We start from the raw sequence: 16,809 nt of genomic DNA, 5'->3' as shown, positions 1-16,809 counted from the left end.
TTTAGAATCCGAACTCCGATTGCACCAGACACTTCTTGTGGTCGATGTGATACTGCCATTCATCGCGCCAGTGCTTGATGGCCGACTGAATCGGCATCACGGCGGCATCACCCAGCGGGCAGACGGTGCGTCCGATGATATTCCCACAAATTTCCTCGATGTGTTCGATATCACCGTCGCGTCCCTGCCCGGCTTCAATACGAGTAATAATATTTTCCAGCCATCCCGTGCCTTCCCGGCAGGGTGTGCACTTTCCGCAGGACTCGTGGCGGTAGAAATGAGCCAGTTTTTTCAGCGCCCACACAATGCAGGTATCTTCGTTGAACACGATCACGCCGCCGCTACCGAGCATCGAGCCGGCTTCCTGAAGCGACTCATAATCCAGGCCGACCTCTATCATCTCCGGTGTCAAGAACGGTGTCGACGATCCGCCGGGGATGACACCCTTGAGTTTTTTGCCGCCCGGGATGCCGTTGCCGAAGGCTGGATCGTAGATTAACTTCTTAAGCGAGAAACCGAGTTCCACTTCGTAGTTGCCCGGTCGGTTGACGTGTCCGCTCAAAGAGAAGATTTTTGTCCCGGCCGATTTTTCGGTGCCGAGCGCTCTGTACCAATCGGCACCGCGATTGATTACGAACGGCACGGCGGCCAGACTTTCGACATTGTTGACGATTGTCGGGCAGGCGTAAAGCCCGGCGATGGCCGGGAATGGTGGGCGAATCCGCGACATGCCGCGTTCACCTTCCAGTGAATTCAAAAGGGCTGTTTCCTCGCCGCAGATGTAAGCACCGCCGCCGGTATGCACGATCATCTCCAGATCGTAGCCGCTGCCGTGGATATTCTTGCCGAGGTGGCCACGTTGGTAAGCCTCCGCCATAGCCCGCTCCATCATCACCGCCGAATGACCGAACTCACCGCGAATATAGATGAACATCAGATGGCAATCGATGGCATACGATCCGATGGCCATGCCTTCTATCACCGAATGCGGGTCACGCTCCATCAGCACCCTATCCTTGCAGGTACCCGGCTCGGACTCATCGGCATTGCAAATCAGGTAACGCGGCTTTGTGCTGTCTTTGGGCACAAAGCTCCATTTCACACCGGTGGGAAAACCGGCGCCGCCACGACCCCGGATGCCGGAATTCTTGACCTCGTCGATAACCTCACCCGGCGACATGGAAGACAGCGCTTTCTTCCAGGCTGCATAGCCACCATGAGCTTCAAACGTTTCGATCTTAGGTTGATCGGGGTCCTCTGCATATTTGAACAGATGCAGTTTTTCGTTCTCGGTTGCTTCTGCGGCGTTGGTGATGACAGGTGAGTAAAAGGTCATGCCTCGTTCCTCAACTGTTTCAGAACCGAATCAACTTTTTGAGGCGTCAGGTTTTCGTAGTAATCATGGTTGATCTGCATCATAGGCGCAGTCGAACAGGAACCCAGGCACTCCACCGAGATTAGCGTAAACAGCCCATCCGAGGTCGTTTCGCCTTTCTGGATATCCAGCTTGTCTTCGAGATACCTGACCAGCGAATCGGCCCCCAACAGCGAGCACGACAGATTATGACAAACCTGGATCAGGTACTTGCCGGTCGGTTCCTTGGGGAACATGGTATAAAACGTCGCTGCCTCGGCGATCTCCAGAGTCGGCACACCGATCGCATCGGAAATCTCCGAGTAAATCTCATCGTTGAGATGGCCGACTTGTCGATAGGCTATCGTCAGCGCCGGCAATATGGCCGACTTGGCGCGCGGATACCTGGCCGCTTTCTCCTGCATGAGTTTGATCGATTCATCGGTAAGGATCATCGGTCCACCTCTCCGAGAACGATGTCAATTGAGCCTATTGCGCAGACGACATCGGAGAACATCATTCCCTCCACCAGACGCGGCAGAACGGCCAGATTGATAAAGGACGGCGGTCTGACCCGGATTCGCCTGGGCATATTGGTGCCGTCGCCGGTGATATAAAAACCCAACTCGCCCTTGGGCGACTCAACGGCCTGGTAGATCGAGCCGACCGGGGCTTTGAAGCCCTCGGTAATGATCTTAAAATGGAAAATCATCGACTCCATTTTGTACAGCACGTCTTCCTTTGGCGGCAGCACCACTCCGGGGACATGGGCCCGATAGGGACCTTCCGGCATACCATCGAGGGCCTGTTCGATAATCCGTATCGATTGCCTGATTTCCTCCAATCTGAGTTGGTAGCGATCGTATGCGTCACCGTTGGTGCCGAAGGCGATATCGAAATCAAAGTTCTCGTAACCACTGTAGGGATTTGCTTTGCGCAGATCATGCTTGACCCCGCTGCCTCGCAACATCGGCCCCGACAGTGACCAGGCGACGGCTTCTTCAGCCGATATCACGGCCACGTTGCGGGTCCGGTTGATAAAAATCTCGTTGCTGGTCAACAGGTTTTCATAATCGGCCAGCCCCTCTTTGACCTGGCTGACAGCCGCGCGCATTTTCTTGTCGAAGTCGATAGGCAGGTCATGAGCCAGGCCGCCGATGCGGATGTAACTGGTCATCATGCGTTGCCCACCGCAGGCTTCGTAGACATCGACAATCGATTCACGATCACGAAAGGTATACAGGAGCATGGACATAGCACCGAGATCAATCGAGTGCGTGCCCAACCAGACCAGGTGCGACTTGATCCGAGTCAACTCGGCCAAAGCAACTCGCACCCACTGAACCTTCTGGGGAATCTCCACGTCCATCAACTTTTCCACGGCCAGACAGTAGCCAAGATTGTTCGACATCGGCGCCAGATAGTCCATGCGGTCGGTGCACGGCAGCGCCTTGTAATACAGCTTGGACTCCATGGTCTTCTCGATACCGGTGTGAAGGTAGCCCACGGTCGGTTCGGCCCGAACCACGCGCTCGCCATCCAGTTCGATCACAACTCGTAAGACGCCGTGCGTGGACGGGTGCTGCGGACCCATGTTCAGGGTGACTGTTTTCTGCTCGACCACTAGTGCGTCACCTCGGGCGGGTCGTTTTTGTTGAAGCTGAACTGCGGTTGTTCATAGGTCAGCGGGAAATCTTTGCGCAGCGGATGCCCGTCGAGTTCATCCGGTGTCAGGATTTTTGTGAGTTCCGGGTGACCCACGAACACGATGCCGAAAAGGTCGTACACCTCGCGCTCCATCCAGTTGGCGCTCGGCCAAAGATCGCACAAAGTTGCGATTGACGGATCCTCGGCGGGTAATCGTACCTTCAGGAAGAACCGGTATGAATGGGCGATGGAGTACAGGTTGTAAACGACCTCAAACCGTCCGTCCTTTTCACGTCGATGCCCCAGCCAATCGACAGCGGTCAGGTCGGCCAAAAACTTGAAGTTCAACTCGGTATCATCCAGCAATGCCTGGCAGATATCGATCAACGCTTGCGGCTTGATGAAGAAAGACTGGTCACCTCGGAAGTCATCCTCACTGATGATGGCATCACCGAATCGTTCTTTGATAAAACCTCGGAGTTGTTCTTCCATCGCTGCCATTGGTTCCAAATTTCACAATCTCGGCCGATTCAGCAGACTGCACGTCACACTGACCATAACAGTCAGACTGCTTTGCGGCCCCAGTCTTCTCGCTTGTCCTTGATGGACTCCTTGTCGACTTTTTCAAACAGTTTCAGAATACCGTCCATCAATTGCTCCGGTCGCGGCGGGCATCCGGGCACATAGATATCGACCGGGATGATCCGATCCACGCCTTGCAGGACGGCATAGTTGTTGAACACTCCGCCGCAGGAGGCGCATGCTCCCATGGCCAGCACCCATTTCGGATTAGGCATCTGTTCGTACAGGGTCTTGACCACCGGCGCCATTTTCATGGAGACGCGACCGGCCACGATCATCAGATCGGCCTGTCGCGGCGACGGTCGCATGACTTCCATACCCCATCGGGCCAAATCGTAGTGTGGCGAGAATGTCGATATCATCTCGATAGCACAGCAGGCCAAGCCGAAACCGAACGGCCACATCGAGCGCTTGTGCGCCCAGTTTACCATCTTGTCCAGGGTGGTCAGGATAATTGAATCGGGGATCTTTTCTTCTAGTCCCACTTAAGGGCTCCTCGGCCAAGCATGTAAAAGTAACCGACCAGCAAAATAACGACAAACACCAGCATCTCAACAAAACCGAAGACACCGAGATTGCGCGAGATCACGGCCCAGGGATAGAGAAAGATAACTTCGATATCGAATAATATAAACAGGATCGCCACCAGGAAGAACTTGACCGGCACCGGGTCGCGTGTACTTCCCACCGGTTCCACACCACACTCGTAAGGCTCGAACTTCTGTCCGAGACGGGTGCGTCGCCCGACATATATGGAGAGAAAGGCAAGAACCGAGGCCAAAACTGCGGCAATGACCAGCATAAACAGAATGGGGTAAAATGTCTCAAACATCATCAATCCACCTTACAGTCACAATACGCGACTCAATTGCCCAACTGTAGCCATTAAGCCAATGCTTGTCAAGAGAATTTGAGACGATTGCTTCCGGGCGGGCGCGGACGGCGACTCGTCACTCAACCGACCACTCATATCCATCAAAAAAGGGGTGGTTTTCCACTAATGCGACCAGTTCCTCGCGATCATAGTCGCCGTATGCACGCGATTGGCCCTCCAACCTTACTGTTTTCGAGCCGAAGTCGACTTCCATCCACCCCCCACCACGGACATGTATATGCGGAGCATGGACCTCGACCAAGTCGGGCTGCTTGACCCAACTGGACGGAATCTGACGGTCGGAACAAAAGCGATCAAGCAGGTAGGCATGGTAGGGAAACTGGGTGGGCGGGCCAAAAAGTAGAAACAGACACTGTTCGTCGAACACCAGCAGGAATTTGCAGCTCAATCTTCCCTCAATCTGTCCGGAAGGCCGGCCTTCGGGTTCATAGAAGATCACCTGCCGCTCGGAGTCGGACATATCAGGAACCCACTCTAATGTGATTCGAGAAAATCCACCCGCGGCGACCCTTGAAAGCCTCAACGCGATAGATACCGCCGGAGGAGACATTGAACTGCAAGCGGTCAGACTCAGTCTCGACAATCGGGCGGCCGTTGTGGATCAGCCTGAGCGATGCTTTGGAAGGAAGTTCGACATTCAAACGCAGATCGCTGGAAAGCGGGAGTTCACCACCGCACACGACCCGTCCGCCTGAGGATTCGGCAAAAAAACGGAAGCGCTCGGCTGATCCCCATCGTTCGTTGGCAAAGAACAATCGACAATCACGAATAGCGTCATACAGTTGTGCCCGCGCTGTGGCCGCATCGGAATTGAGCGGTGCCGTCATCAGTAGGTAGCACCTGAGAGACTTGAAATGGACTTTATAAGGGAATATCTCGAATGTGAACGGCCATATCCTGATTGCAAAAGCATGGGCATCGACACCGGCCAGACCAACGCACTTGCCGGTCATGTTCAATTCATCCCACTTTTTCAGAATGCGATCGGTCGGCGCCACAATCGATTTGCGCGGCGAAAAAGCCATGGCCAGCAAGTTGTAGCGCGTAAGCTTTTCCGTCCACTCCGACATCTGATTCCATAACTCGATACCGGAGAAGCCCACCGCCGACCAATCCTTCCACGGATAGGCCGGGTGGTTCTTGAGCGCCGTGCGCACTTCATCCGGATGAGCCAGAATCCCCAGCGCGCCATCGGCAGCACCGGCTGCGACATATTGGGCGGCGGTCATATCCTTGGGATAGACGCCAGGCGAATCGAATAACAGGTAGTGATGGTGGTCATCGAGATCATTGTGCTCATATCCCACCGTCACCAGTGTGTCGCCATAGTAACCCTCTTTGCCTGCATCGCGGTTGTTGACATTCATGTGATCGGAAAACATCATAAAGTCCAACCCGACCTCACAGCCCAGGGCCACCACCTCTTCGAGCGGTTTGGTGCCGTCCGACTCGGTGGTGTGGATGTGCACACAACCTGTGTACTGAAACCATTTGTCGACTTTTTTAACCATTCACTCTATCCGCGCCAGACGGTACCCTGCGAAAAATGTAAAGGCCCACAATCATCATGAGACTCAACGATAATACACCAACTCGGTACGGCAACTTGGCTGCGTCCATGTCATTTATACCGAAGATCGAGATGGTTGTTTGACCCAGAATGCGATCCGGCTGAAAAAAGTAGACGACCGTAGTCCATATCAGCGGGGCCATAAAAGCCGCTGCCCGACCCGACAGTGAAAACAGGCCAAAGAACCGGCCCAACTCTTCACGCGGGACCAACTCGGCCAAAAGTGGTCGAGTGGTGGTCCACAACCCGCCCATCAGAACACCGACGATGGAACCGAGTATCCAGATGAACATCATATTCTCGACAAACACGAATAGAATTAGCGCGATCACCCAGCCATAGACGATGATGTTCACGAGCCGTTTTAGCGACCAGATTTGCGCCAGCTTGCCGATAAAAAACGATCCGATGACAGCGGCGATGGGCGTTATAATGAGGAAGGTGCTGATTTGGTCTTCGGCCAAACCGACTACCACCGATAGATACAGACTAATGTTGACTATCACTGTCGCCACCGCATCCTCGAAGAAATAATCGGCTACCAAAAACCGCAAAACGCCGGGGTATTTTTTGGTTTGGCGCAATCCATCCCAGACGTCTTTGTAAGCTTTTTTCCAACTCACTTTTGGGGCGGTCGATTTGACCGGGGCCTCCTTTACCCACAAGAAAATCGGCAGGGCAAAAAGCGCGAACAAAAGCGCGGTCGGCAGGAACGAGGCCACCTTGCCCCCGCCCTCGATGAACGGGACGTCGAGACCCAGAACCGATCCACTCACGAACGGCTGCACCAGAATGATTCCGAGAATTGCACCTACGTACCCGACGCCCACGCCAATGCCTGAGACCAACCGTGCGCGGCGCCCCGAAGCCACCGAGTACAACAGCGAGTTGTAAAACGGCATACCGGCCTCATAAGAGAAATTGGCGGCGATAAACAGGATGATGGTCACGAAAATAAACCCGGGCGGTACAAAGGTCATCCCGCCGACCGCTATGCAGCAAGTCAGCGTGAACAGAAAGAGGAATATCTTTTTCTTGGCCGAGTGGTCCGACATCGCCCCCAAGGCCGGCAACAACAAGGCCGCCAAAAGCATCGACAGCGAAAAGGGAATATCGAAGTACCGATCATCCTTGCCCAGGTCGTCGACAATGTATCTTTTGAGATACATCGACGTGATGTTCATGGAGTAGATGGTGTTGGCGAAATCGTACAGCGACCAACCAACGATATCTTTTCGCAAGAGACGATCGGCGCTCTTCATGTGCTACAGCCCAAGCTCATCGGCGATGGTCATCATGCCCGCGTGTACCAACATCAGGAAATCGGTCAAGGCCAATCCGAGATGCGAACATGCCTCCATGTTTTCGCGTGATGCTCCGGCTGCAAACCGCTTTTCTTTGAACCTGCGAAGCATGAACTCCGCGTCCAACACATCCAGCTTCTTGTCCGGATGCATCAAAGCGCAAGCGACAATAAACCCGGTAGCCGGATCGACAGAATAGAGCGCCCAGTCCAGCCGGCTCCGGCAGGGTTGATGTCCGGGGTGGGCGATGATGGCGTCCTGCATTTCCCTGGGGAGATCGTACTCGGCCAACCATTCACAGGTGAGGTAAGCGTGGCGAGCTTCGTCGTCCTTGGTTTGGTTGTAGTCCAGGTCGTGCACCAACCCGGTGAGGCCCCAGTATTCGACATCCTCCCCCAGGTGCACGGCCAACTGTCGCATCCCTGCTTCGACGGCCAGGATGTGTTTTAACAGATTGTTGACGCCGATTTTGTCGACCACCATTGGATAGGCGGTTTCGCGCGTAAGGTTCAATTGGTGCATGAAGGTCAATTAACCTGACCGACCGTCCAAAGTCAAGCCACAGCGATGTCCGGCTCAATCGTCAAAATTCCACACTAATCCGTAATAGAAAAAGCTGCCGCGAAAGGTCATGTGGTCACGCTGTAAATAGGCTTGATTGAGCATATTCTGAAATACCAAATGAAAACGAAAATTGGTTAGACCAACCGAAAACTTGGCGTTCACGATCAGCTCTTCACCAAGGTTCTGGACCACGTAACCGTGATAGGGGCCCACGTATATCACTTCGCCATAGGCAAATAAGTGGATGCGTTGCTTTTGCAGGTAGTGATGCAACTCCATGCCTGCGAAGGCCTGGTACTCGGGCAAGTACGCCCTATCTTCGAATTCGGCATAGTCAACATAGTGATATGATCCGCCGGAGGTCAGAGTGGCCAAGTCACGGTACTTTAGTCGTTGGTGCACCGTGGCGCTGACAAATTCAACATCGCCGTTGATTGGTGAAAACCTGGTGAAGCTGCCGATACTGTCTGCGTCTTGTATCTGTTGCCAGTCGATTCCGTTTTCTATCATCCCGCCGGTAACATCCAGCCCCACGGCGTTCTGCACACTGCCGTACTCTGCACGGATATTTCCAATTAGTTGTTTCTCAGGCTCCAACTCACGATTGCCGACATTTGCATAATCCCGAGTCGACTCATTGTAGACGGCTGCCTGCTGCTCGGGCAGGAACAGTTCGGAAAGCGACGGTTCTCGCTCGGCGTACCCCACCGACAACGAGACAAACCAGCCAGATGCATCTTTATGTATTACCGCAGCGGCATTGGGCAGAAACGAGAAGTCATCGTCGTAGCGACCACCAATGGACAAACCATAGCGCACGCCATCGCCAAGCCGAATCATGTCGAAAGTGAAATCCGCCCAGGTCTTTGACCAGAGGTCCTGATAGTTTTCATATTCGAGATAGTCACCATCGAGTCTGAGATTGAAAGCCGTCCTGCCGCTCAACCACTCGCGCGCCATGAAACCACCATTGCCGGTCTGGTTGTACCGTGACAGGTAGGCGCCTTCGGAGAATGACCCTTGCCTGAGATGTTTGTAGCCGAGCAACCAACGGCCACTACCTTCGTTTAGACTGCGTTCGACAGAGACCGTGGCATGTCGATCAAAACGGTCGCGTGGAATTGCCTGTCCGCCGATGTCGGACCGCACGTCCTGCCAACCGTCGCGGCTGTACAGCCGCCCCTGCGCTTTGATTCCGTGGCGCCCACCAATCGGAAAGAACATATCCCCGATATAGTGGTAGGAGTCATCGGCGCGTCCCGAAACCGGTCCGTCCGCTTTGCGATAACCGAGCGCCAGGTTCATGCTTCGTCCGCGTGAAAACCGTCGCGAGTAGCGTCCTCGTACCCACGAAAAAACATAGTCCCCCTTATCAGCCGAGATAGACGTCACGGGATTATCTCCGGATGGTTCCTCCGGCAATGTAACCAAAGTGGCGACCATTTGTCGACCACCAAGTAACCTACCCACCGGACCGGGCAGGAGGTAAATGTCGTGATCGAACGACGACGGCAGATCGTTGAGATCGATCAATCCATCCGGCTCAATAACGTGTTCGAACGGATGAGTGGCCTGACGATTGACAACCAGGTTCAGCCGATCACCGGCCAGGCCGAACGGCTGTACCGTTTTGCGCATCGGTGTTTCCTGATGGTCCAGCGTAAAGTAAGAAGGGTCCGACCGGAAATAGTCGCCGACATCATGAAACGAAGCACGGCTGCGAGCCTCATGCACGTTGGAGCGTTCAGATGCAAAGTAGGCAACAACGGTATCGAAAAACGAAAAGGACGGCGTTCGTTCCACATGTCGCTTCTTGTACTCTTCATATCGTTCGTTGAAACTTGCTACCGCGCTCGAATCGGTCAAGCTGTCAACGGTAGGTTCGATGGAGTCGAGGCTGTCGTTCGGGGTCGCAAGCTGTGCGCTATCGACCACGACTTCGACTTCGGTGGAGTCGGCCGCCGATACTAAAGTGGGCAGCGAGAGTAAGACTATGATGAAGAACGCTATTAGTAGTCGGATCATCTGAACCTGCTTTCTCGCGCATATAAACGAGTCACAACGCCGAAAAGCAACGGGAAAATCAAAGCGTTGGATACCATCGAAATGGCTACCCACGGCAAGCCACTGATAAACCTCGGCCAGAACGGTTGGTACAACCAGGCATCGACACCATTCACCGGCAGATAGTAAGCCAAAGTACAGACGACCGCGGCCAGAATCAACCACATCATACCGGGGGGGATGCGTCCGTGATCCGATCGTCCATGCACAAATGCGCCGACCAAACCACCGCAACCAGCCCCAATCATCTGTGCCACCAACAACGGAAGAGCAGCCGGCCCAAACGGATTGAACGAACTGGACAACCACATGCCGATCAAACCTATCATCGAACCGGCCAGGGCACCCCACAAGTATCCCCCTGCAAAGACTATAAAGAACACAAAAGAGACGTTCGGCAAATAAGCCGTAGCGTATGACAGAACATATATCAGAGCGGAAAACAGTGCGATTCTGCTAATCAACCGCGGCTGAAGGTTCATCGAATCACGAGCACCTTGGAGTGATCTTCGGCCAGCAGGGCGCCTCGCTTGGCCTTTGAGAAAAGCCGCGCATAAACAAGGTACACTCCGGCGGCTATGTCGGCGCCGCTTTCGTTTTTGAGATCCCACTCGGCCGACCATTTGCCGCTCCGCCTCCATTCGGAGCTTCGGTCCGCCTGGTCATCATCTCTGGAAATCGTCTTGACCCGCTCACCTGCAACGGTGTAAATGTCAATCTGCAACGTGGCCGGGTCACTGAAATACGGCGAACCGGCCACCGGGAAACTGCTACTGTCGGTACCCGTCTGCAACAAAAAGGTAACACGAGGTTGGTCCATCTCGGCCACCATTACCGGATTGGGATAGAGGTCGAGCACCGCGGCCGGGATGTTAACCAGCGAGTCGAGAACACTGTTTTCTCCAATCCCGTATCCGACAAGCATGGTGCGGTACCAAAGGGTGTCATAAAAACCATGTTCGGTGGTCGCCGGAGTCAGGATAAACACCATCGACCGATACTGATCGTGCTCCGGCAGATCTATCTTGAGACCGGCGTCGTCCGGAATATAGAATCGATCAACAATCAGCGAATCCGGTTCCTCTTCGAACTGGTAAATGACGTTCATACCCCAGGGTTCCGGAAGCGTTGGCACTTTGGAGTCGATGAGCGAAAGGTATACATTGAAAAAAGTATCGATGTGGGTTGTAAAACTGTAGCGCCACTCGGTGATATAGGTAGTATCTCTGGTCTGGGTAGAATCTGTGCAGTTGGGAAACTCGCCGGCGCCGGAGTCGCACACCCATATAATTGTGTCGTGCATTACGAGGGCGGTAGCCAGTTCATTGAGGGTGAAGTAGTAGGCACCATTGACTTTCGGACTCTCGCCACTATTGGCGTTGGTTTGCAAAAAAACCGGGTACTTGAAATAGGTGTGAAGTTTGTCAAACGGTATGGCTGGATATTCCTCTTTCTCAGAATAGCCCGTCACCGGAGAATTGTCGGAACCATTCTTGATGGCCAAATCTGATCGCTCATCGGTCAGGTAGTTCCACAGAGCAAACTCAGAGAAAGCCGAGACCCAGTTTTGTGTGCGATCACTGGCCATCAGGATTGCCGAATCGGCCGCCTTAAGGAAACTGGGACCAAAGCCCATCGAACCGCACATTAGCCAGATGTCACGAATGATATCGCGTCCGTATTTTTCGCTCAGGTAAATCGGATAGACCACCGAAGCGTAAGGGTGCAGATCGGTGCCACCGGTGAACCGCTGCAGGGAAGCTCCCGGAACATTAAAAAAGAAATCCAGGTAGGAATAGTAGTCGTTGATGTCGTCATAGATTTCTTCTTCCACCCAAGTCGACGACATTTCCATCCAGTAGCGACGCTGGAGTGTCTCGCTGTTAAAGTCCTCTGTTTCTCCCCAATCAATACCGAACTGCACGGCATGAAAGAACTCATGGGCCGCGGTCACCCGAATAGCATCCAGGGGCCGGTTGGCATAGTTGGCCAGATTGGTGGGATTGGAGTTCATTTCGATATAGGAGGTCGCCTGCTTGAAAGTGGGATAACCAATCGAATCTGTCCAGGTTTGCCCGTAGAATAGAGTCCCCAGGTAGCGCATGTAAATATCGTACTTTTCGTCCCCCCCGGGTTCGTATCCATCCAAAGGCGGCGGCGGGTAGCCCAGCGTATCGATAAGGTAGGCATAGACAGAATCCATAATGTCGGCGATTTTCCTGGCCGTGTCGGCACCACCCAGGAGCGCATCCAGACCGGTCGTGGTATAATGCACCCTGAACAGTCCTTGGGGTGAGTCAACGGAGTCGGTCAGAAATGTCGGACGGCTGATTTCCTGTACACCGAGCGACTTGAGCAGATCAGGGTCGAGCTTATCATAGTTCGTGACAAAGTTGAGAATGGCCGGGGTGCCGCACTTGAGCGGGTGCGAGTCGGCGTCGTCATGGCTGGTCGCGGTCATATCTAAACCACCCTGGCCGGTGACCAGCATATAATCGCCAATGATCTCGACCTGCATCTCGCGAGACAGCGTTTCACCGCCGGAGATTTGTCCGGCCAATAGGATGATAAACAGGACCGTCAATAATATTCTCAATCCGAACCTCGCTTCTGTGATGAGCGTAATCTCAATTGTTGTAAACAGTCTATCGGCACCGCCTCGGACCCAACTGAACCGCAACGCCCACCGCGACCGTGAAAGTCGGAACCGCCGGTCCAGATCAGGCGAAAACGAGCCGCTATCTCCTTGAGGTTTGCCACCTGATGTTGCTTGTGATCGGGGTGCAGCGCTTCGATGCCGTCAATACCAAGGGCCACCAATTCCTCGATCCGATCTACGGCGCCGCCTACCATGGGATGGGCCAGCACGGCCACCCCACCGGCGGCATGGATCAGATCGATTGCTTCCGCCGGTGTGAAATTCGCCTTGGGAACATAGGCCGGTTTCCGGTCTCCGATGTATTGTCTGAAGGCATCATCGTAAGTGGCCACCGCTTTGCGCCGATGCATCGCCTCGGCCACGTGCGGTCGACCGATCGGGGCACTGCCGGCTGCTTGCAAGACGTCGTCGTATGTAATCGTGATTCCCATGTCGTTTAGTCTTTGCACCATCGTGCGACCCCGTTGGTTCCTTTTTTCCTGAAAATCATTAAGCGCTTCCAACAATCGGGCATTGTCCGGATCGAAAAGGTAGGCCAGCAGGTGCAGGTCGCCTTTTTCGGCAGAGCAGGACAACTCAAGGCCGGCGATCAGTTCCGGGTCGCCTTCCTTGAGTAATTCACCGGTCTCAAGGAAACCGTCGATGGTGTCGTGGTCGGTGATGGCAAACGCTGCCAGTTTTCGGCTGCGTACTTCCTCCAGGATTTCCGAGGGCGTTCTCAGACCGTCTGAGCAGGTGGTGTGGAGATGCAGATCGATTCGTTGTGTCATCTATAGTTTGCTTTCAACCAACTCTCTGATCTGCTCCGCCAGACCCTCAGCCTCACTGGTTATAACATCCGCTTCATCTTTTAGTTTCGTCACAAACTTCTCATCATCGATTGAGGTCAGGTTGATGCGCACATTATAACCTGCCCCGTGAACTGCGGCGCGGGCCATCAAGGCGGCCACGCCGGCATCGGTGATAGAATTCTGGTTACCTTTCTCGGCCACTACCCGGGCCAGTTTCAGCGCCTCCAGCGATTTCTTCATGACCGTCAACGGTACTTCAGCGGCATGCTTGTTGGCTTTCTCGACACCTTCATCGCGCTCGGACCCCTCGGGCAGCTTGAAAGCCTCCATGACTTTATTGAACGCCTCCTTGTCGGTCTCCACCAGGGTCGACAGTTCACTGCGCAACTCATCCCCCTGGTCACGGACCTTTGTGAGCTCCCCTTTGACCGCCTCAAACTGCTTCTTGCCGATGGACAGCCGACAGACCATCGAAGCCAGGGCCGCGCCCAATGCCCCAGCCGCCGCCGCCACCGAACCGCCACCGGGCGCAGGTGATGATGAGGCCACTTCATCGGCGAAGCTCTCTTTGACCGACGAACCTCCGCCGGACTGCTGAAGTTTATGCTCAAGCACCTGCTCGGCCGAGAAATTCTCAAGACGCAGGTAGAAATCGGCGACATCGAGCATCGCTTCGTTCGGCACCAACCCGATTATCTCCGACGACGTGACGTTGACACCATAGCGGGCCGCTTCAGATTTTATGGTTTCAAAGACTCTGAAAACCGGTGTCTTGGTAAAATTGACCAGGTTCATTGAAATCTGCACCTGGTCGCGCTCCTTAATTTCAAAACCGAGGGCCTTCACAAAACGATAGCCACCCTTCAGACTGCGAACGGCATCAGCCACCTTGTCGGCAATCCACTTCTTGTTGGTATCCAGGTAAACGTTGAACGCCACCAACGGGAAGCGCACACCGATGGCTGTGGCGCCGGATTTCAGATTCATCTTGGCCGGACCGTAATCAGGCTTGCGTTTGGGATCTTTTTCAATCGCGTCGATCATACCTTCATACTGACCGGTACGCACTTTGGCCAGGTTCTTACGATCCGGCTTGGTGCGTGCATCTTCGTACAGGAACACCGGAATCGATAGTTCATCACCTACTTTGCGGCCCAGCTTGTTGGCCAGTTCGACCGCTTCCTCGATGCTCACTTCCGATATCGGGATAAACGGACAGACATCGCAGGCGCCCATTCGCGGGTGCTCGCCCTGATGCGTTGTCATGTCGATAAGCTCGGCCGCTTTCTGATAGCCACGAAAAGCGGCCTCGACCGCAAGCGAAGGATGGCAGACAAAAGTCACCACCGCCCGATTGTGATCGGGGTCCATCTCCCTGTCAAGCAGCACAACGCCATCAGCCGAAGTGATAGCCTCACAGATTGCGTCGATCACCTCGGGACGGCGACCTTCTGAGAAATTCGGAACACATTCAATTAACTTAGCCATTATTGTCTCCGCGAAATAAACTACATCAAGCACTCCCGGATTACCGCCGGGAAGAGTATCCAAACCCCGCCAATATATGTTAAAAGTTGTCTATGGCAAGTGGCCTATCGTTCAAATTCGCGCCGCAAGGCCCAGGCCAACAGAGGCACCATGATCTCATGATGTCCGACAAAGTTGAATCCCCTGCCGCAACCAGCCGTGGGGCGACTCACAATGTTCTGCATCGGTCGGTATTGCAGGATCATGTCGAAATTCGCCGTCACCAGACGGCTTTTGTGTTTTGAGACGTTTCGGGCCACGGTCAGCGCCTTTAGAAACACTTCCGGCAAAATCACCGCCGAACCGATATTGGCCGCTATCCCACCCTGATCAATCTCGGTACACAAAGAGGCCAGCAGCCTGAAATCGAGATGCGACGCCTCAGCCGCCTCGGCGGCATTGTATTCCGGATGTTGGGCCACGATATCGGTACCGATGCCGATATGAACGGTGACCGGCAGGTCCAAAGCCACAGCGCGACCGAACAGCGAGACCTTCCGATGTTTTGCACGCTCACCATTGATGAACATACCGGCGGCGGCTCCCAAACCGATACTGCGCTTCGAAGCAAGGTGTGTCACGGCCGCGAACAATTCCGCCGTTTTTTTGACCATACCGAACGAACCGTCGGCCAGCCCGGCTTGAACATCTTCCGATGTTGCGCCGAAAAACGATACTTCCAGATCATGGATTAGTCCGGCCGAGTTGAACGAAAGCGAGGTAACCGACCCCCGCCGCATGAGGTCGATCAAAATCGGTGACAATCCGACCTTGATGTTGTGTGCCCCCAACATCAGATGAAAGGGTCGGCCTTTCTTGCGGGCTTTTGCTGTCAGAGCAACGAACTCATTGAGTTCACCGGCCTTGAGGAAGCGTGGAAGTGAATCAAAGAAATCCGCCCCACCCTTTTTGGCCGGACGACCGAACGAATCGATTTGAGTGCGGTTATGTTGTCGTGTACCGGCTTGACGTTTGACATCGGAAAGATCGACCAGGGATTTCTTTTTCGAACGGGCCGCCATGACTCAAAAAGCCTCGATTTCGCCCAGGCTGAAGTCGGTCAACTCAGCCGAGATCGATCCCACAAGGATTTTGGACTTCATCAGAACCGGCATCTTGAGCCGATCATCGGTCAGCCATACTTTCAGCCGTCCTTCGTGCTTGAAGACACCCACCGACTGGGTCAGCGGCTCTACTACCACACAGTCGAAGTTGCCGGCTTCTACTGTAATGTTCTCTTTCTTGAGGATTTTCACTTCAAGTGGATAGTTCTTGCCATCAGTGAAATTATCGATGTACAACGACGACCCGACATTGAGTTCCTGCGAACGAACATAGTAGAGAACACTTATGGCGTCCTGGACCCAGGGCGCGACTTCGATAGTGTCCCCTTTGTACACGGTGAAGTGCTCACGCTGATCGAAAGCATACATGCGATCGGATCGATAACTGCCTTCGCGAAGATTCTTCTCGAAACGCCAACTGAACAAGCCGACGGCATCTATGACCGACTCCACTCGGTCGTCCACGGTATAGAAAGTTGAAAAAAAGCTGTTTGAGTTGGCCCGAGTCACAACTTGATAGCAGGGACGACCGCTGAATTCAATCAGACGCATCACCTCCATGCTGGCCGTACCGGCATTGATGAACCCGTAGTTGATGTCAAAACTCAACCGTTCACCGACACCGAAAGCGACATTATCGACAAAGCGATCAAACTGGACAGAATCGCTGTCGGACAAATCACCATCGGCCAACGCCTGGGTGACTTCGAGCTGGACGGTGGCAAAGAAAATAAGCGGCAGAAGTCCGAAGAAAATCACCGCCAACAGCAGCGTCTTGTGTATCATGC

Annotated in this window: 16 protein-coding genes and 1 pseudogene; all 17 read right to left on the bottom strand. The window is 54.0% G+C overall.

All coding sequences use genetic code 11. The features are described 5' to 3' along the window. Position 1: 1 nt before the first annotated feature. Positions 2 to 1,336 (bottom strand): NADH-quinone oxidoreductase subunit NuoF, encoded by a 1,335-nt coding sequence (nuoF, locus tag OEV49_02770; GenBank protein MDH3889981.1) that lies wholly within the window; start codon positions 1,334 to 1,336, stop codon positions 2 to 4. Next, on the bottom strand, positions 1,333 to 1,809 hold the full coding sequence (gene nuoE / locus OEV49_02765) for an NADH-quinone oxidoreductase subunit NuoE (GenBank protein ID MDH3889980.1): 477 nt from the start codon (positions 1,807 to 1,809) through the stop codon (positions 1,333 to 1,335). Before nuoE ends, nuoF begins: the two co-directional genes overlap by 4 nt. Beyond that, the gene (nuoD, locus tag OEV49_02760; GenBank protein ID MDH3889979.1) at positions 1,806 to 2,978 is read right to left on the bottom strand and encodes an NADH dehydrogenase (quinone) subunit D; all 1,173 of its coding nucleotides are present in this window, start codon (positions 2,976 to 2,978) and stop codon (positions 1,806 to 1,808) included. Before nuoD ends, nuoE begins: the two co-directional genes overlap by 4 nt. Beyond that, on the bottom strand, positions 2,978 to 3,502 hold the full coding sequence (locus tag OEV49_02755) for an NADH-quinone oxidoreductase subunit C (GenBank protein ID MDH3889978.1): 525 nt from the start codon (positions 3,500 to 3,502) through the stop codon (positions 2,978 to 2,980). Before OEV49_02755 ends, nuoD begins: the two co-directional genes overlap by 1 nt. 116 nt (positions 3,503 to 3,618) lie before the next feature. After that, a pseudogene (locus OEV49_02750) lies at positions 3,619 to 4,068 on the bottom strand (NADH-quinone oxidoreductase subunit B). Further along, positions 4,059 to 4,418, bottom strand: coding sequence for an NADH-quinone oxidoreductase subunit A (locus OEV49_02745; protein MDH3889977.1), 360 nt, complete (start codon positions 4,416 to 4,418; stop codon positions 4,059 to 4,061). Before OEV49_02745 ends, OEV49_02750 begins: the two are co-directional and overlap by 10 nt. A gap of 115 nt (positions 4,419 to 4,533) precedes the next feature. After that, positions 4,534 to 4,938: a hypothetical protein gene (locus tag OEV49_02740; GenBank protein MDH3889976.1), complete on the bottom strand. Its 405-nt coding sequence runs from the start codon at positions 4,936 to 4,938 to the stop codon at positions 4,534 to 4,536. Position 4,939: 1 nt separating this feature from the next. Next, positions 4,940 to 5,989 (bottom strand): histidinol-phosphatase, encoded by a 1,050-nt coding sequence (locus OEV49_02735; protein MDH3889975.1) that lies wholly within the window; start codon positions 5,987 to 5,989, stop codon positions 4,940 to 4,942. After that, on the bottom strand, positions 5,982 to 7,310 hold the full coding sequence (locus OEV49_02730) for an MFS transporter (GenBank protein MDH3889974.1): 1,329 nt from the start codon (positions 7,308 to 7,310) through the stop codon (positions 5,982 to 5,984). Before OEV49_02730 ends, OEV49_02735 begins: the two co-directional genes overlap by 8 nt. A 3-nt stretch (positions 7,311 to 7,313) precedes the next feature. Further along, a complete protein-coding gene (locus OEV49_02725) occupies positions 7,314 to 7,874 on the bottom strand; it encodes an HDIG domain-containing protein (protein ID MDH3889973.1) in 561 nt (186 codons plus the stop codon). Between the two features lie 54 nt (positions 7,875 to 7,928). Continuing rightward, complete coding sequence (locus OEV49_02720; GenBank protein MDH3889972.1) at positions 7,929 to 9,941, bottom strand: TonB-dependent receptor; 2,013 nt, start codon at positions 9,939 to 9,941, stop codon at positions 7,929 to 7,931. Then, positions 9,938 to 10,462, bottom strand: coding sequence for an ECF transporter S component (locus tag OEV49_02715; GenBank protein ID MDH3889971.1), 525 nt, complete (start codon positions 10,460 to 10,462; stop codon positions 9,938 to 9,940). Before OEV49_02715 ends, OEV49_02720 begins: the two co-directional genes overlap by 4 nt. Then, on the bottom strand, positions 10,459 to 12,576 hold the full coding sequence (locus tag OEV49_02710) for a DUF6055 domain-containing protein (GenBank protein MDH3889970.1): 2,118 nt from the start codon (positions 12,574 to 12,576) through the stop codon (positions 10,459 to 10,461). The genes OEV49_02715 and OEV49_02710 overlap by 4 nt, the downstream gene beginning before the upstream one ends. Then, positions 12,573 to 13,409, bottom strand: coding sequence for a PHP domain-containing protein (locus OEV49_02705; protein ID MDH3889969.1), 837 nt, complete (start codon positions 13,407 to 13,409; stop codon positions 12,573 to 12,575). The genes OEV49_02710 and OEV49_02705 overlap by 4 nt, the downstream gene beginning before the upstream one ends. Next, positions 13,410 to 14,918, bottom strand: a complete 1,509-nt coding sequence (gene ftcD, locus OEV49_02700; GenBank protein MDH3889968.1) for a glutamate formimidoyltransferase — start codon at positions 14,916 to 14,918, stop codon at positions 13,410 to 13,412. It lies immediately after the preceding gene. Between the two features lie 104 nt (positions 14,919 to 15,022). Then, positions 15,023 to 15,979 (bottom strand): hypothetical protein, encoded by a 957-nt coding sequence (locus tag OEV49_02695; GenBank protein ID MDH3889967.1) that lies wholly within the window; start codon positions 15,977 to 15,979, stop codon positions 15,023 to 15,025. Positions 15,980 to 15,982: 3 nt separating this feature from the next. Next, a complete protein-coding gene (locus tag OEV49_02690; GenBank protein MDH3889966.1) occupies positions 15,983 to 16,807 on the bottom strand; it encodes a DUF3108 domain-containing protein in 825 nt (274 codons plus the stop codon). Positions 16,808 to 16,809 lie beyond the last annotated feature (2 nt).

This window comes from Candidatus Zixiibacteriota bacterium, assembly GCA_029860345.1.
GTDB lineage: Bacteria > Zixibacteria > MSB-5A5 > GN15 > FEB-12 > JAJRTA01.
This window is presented reverse-complemented; position numbering and strand designations above follow the sequence as displayed.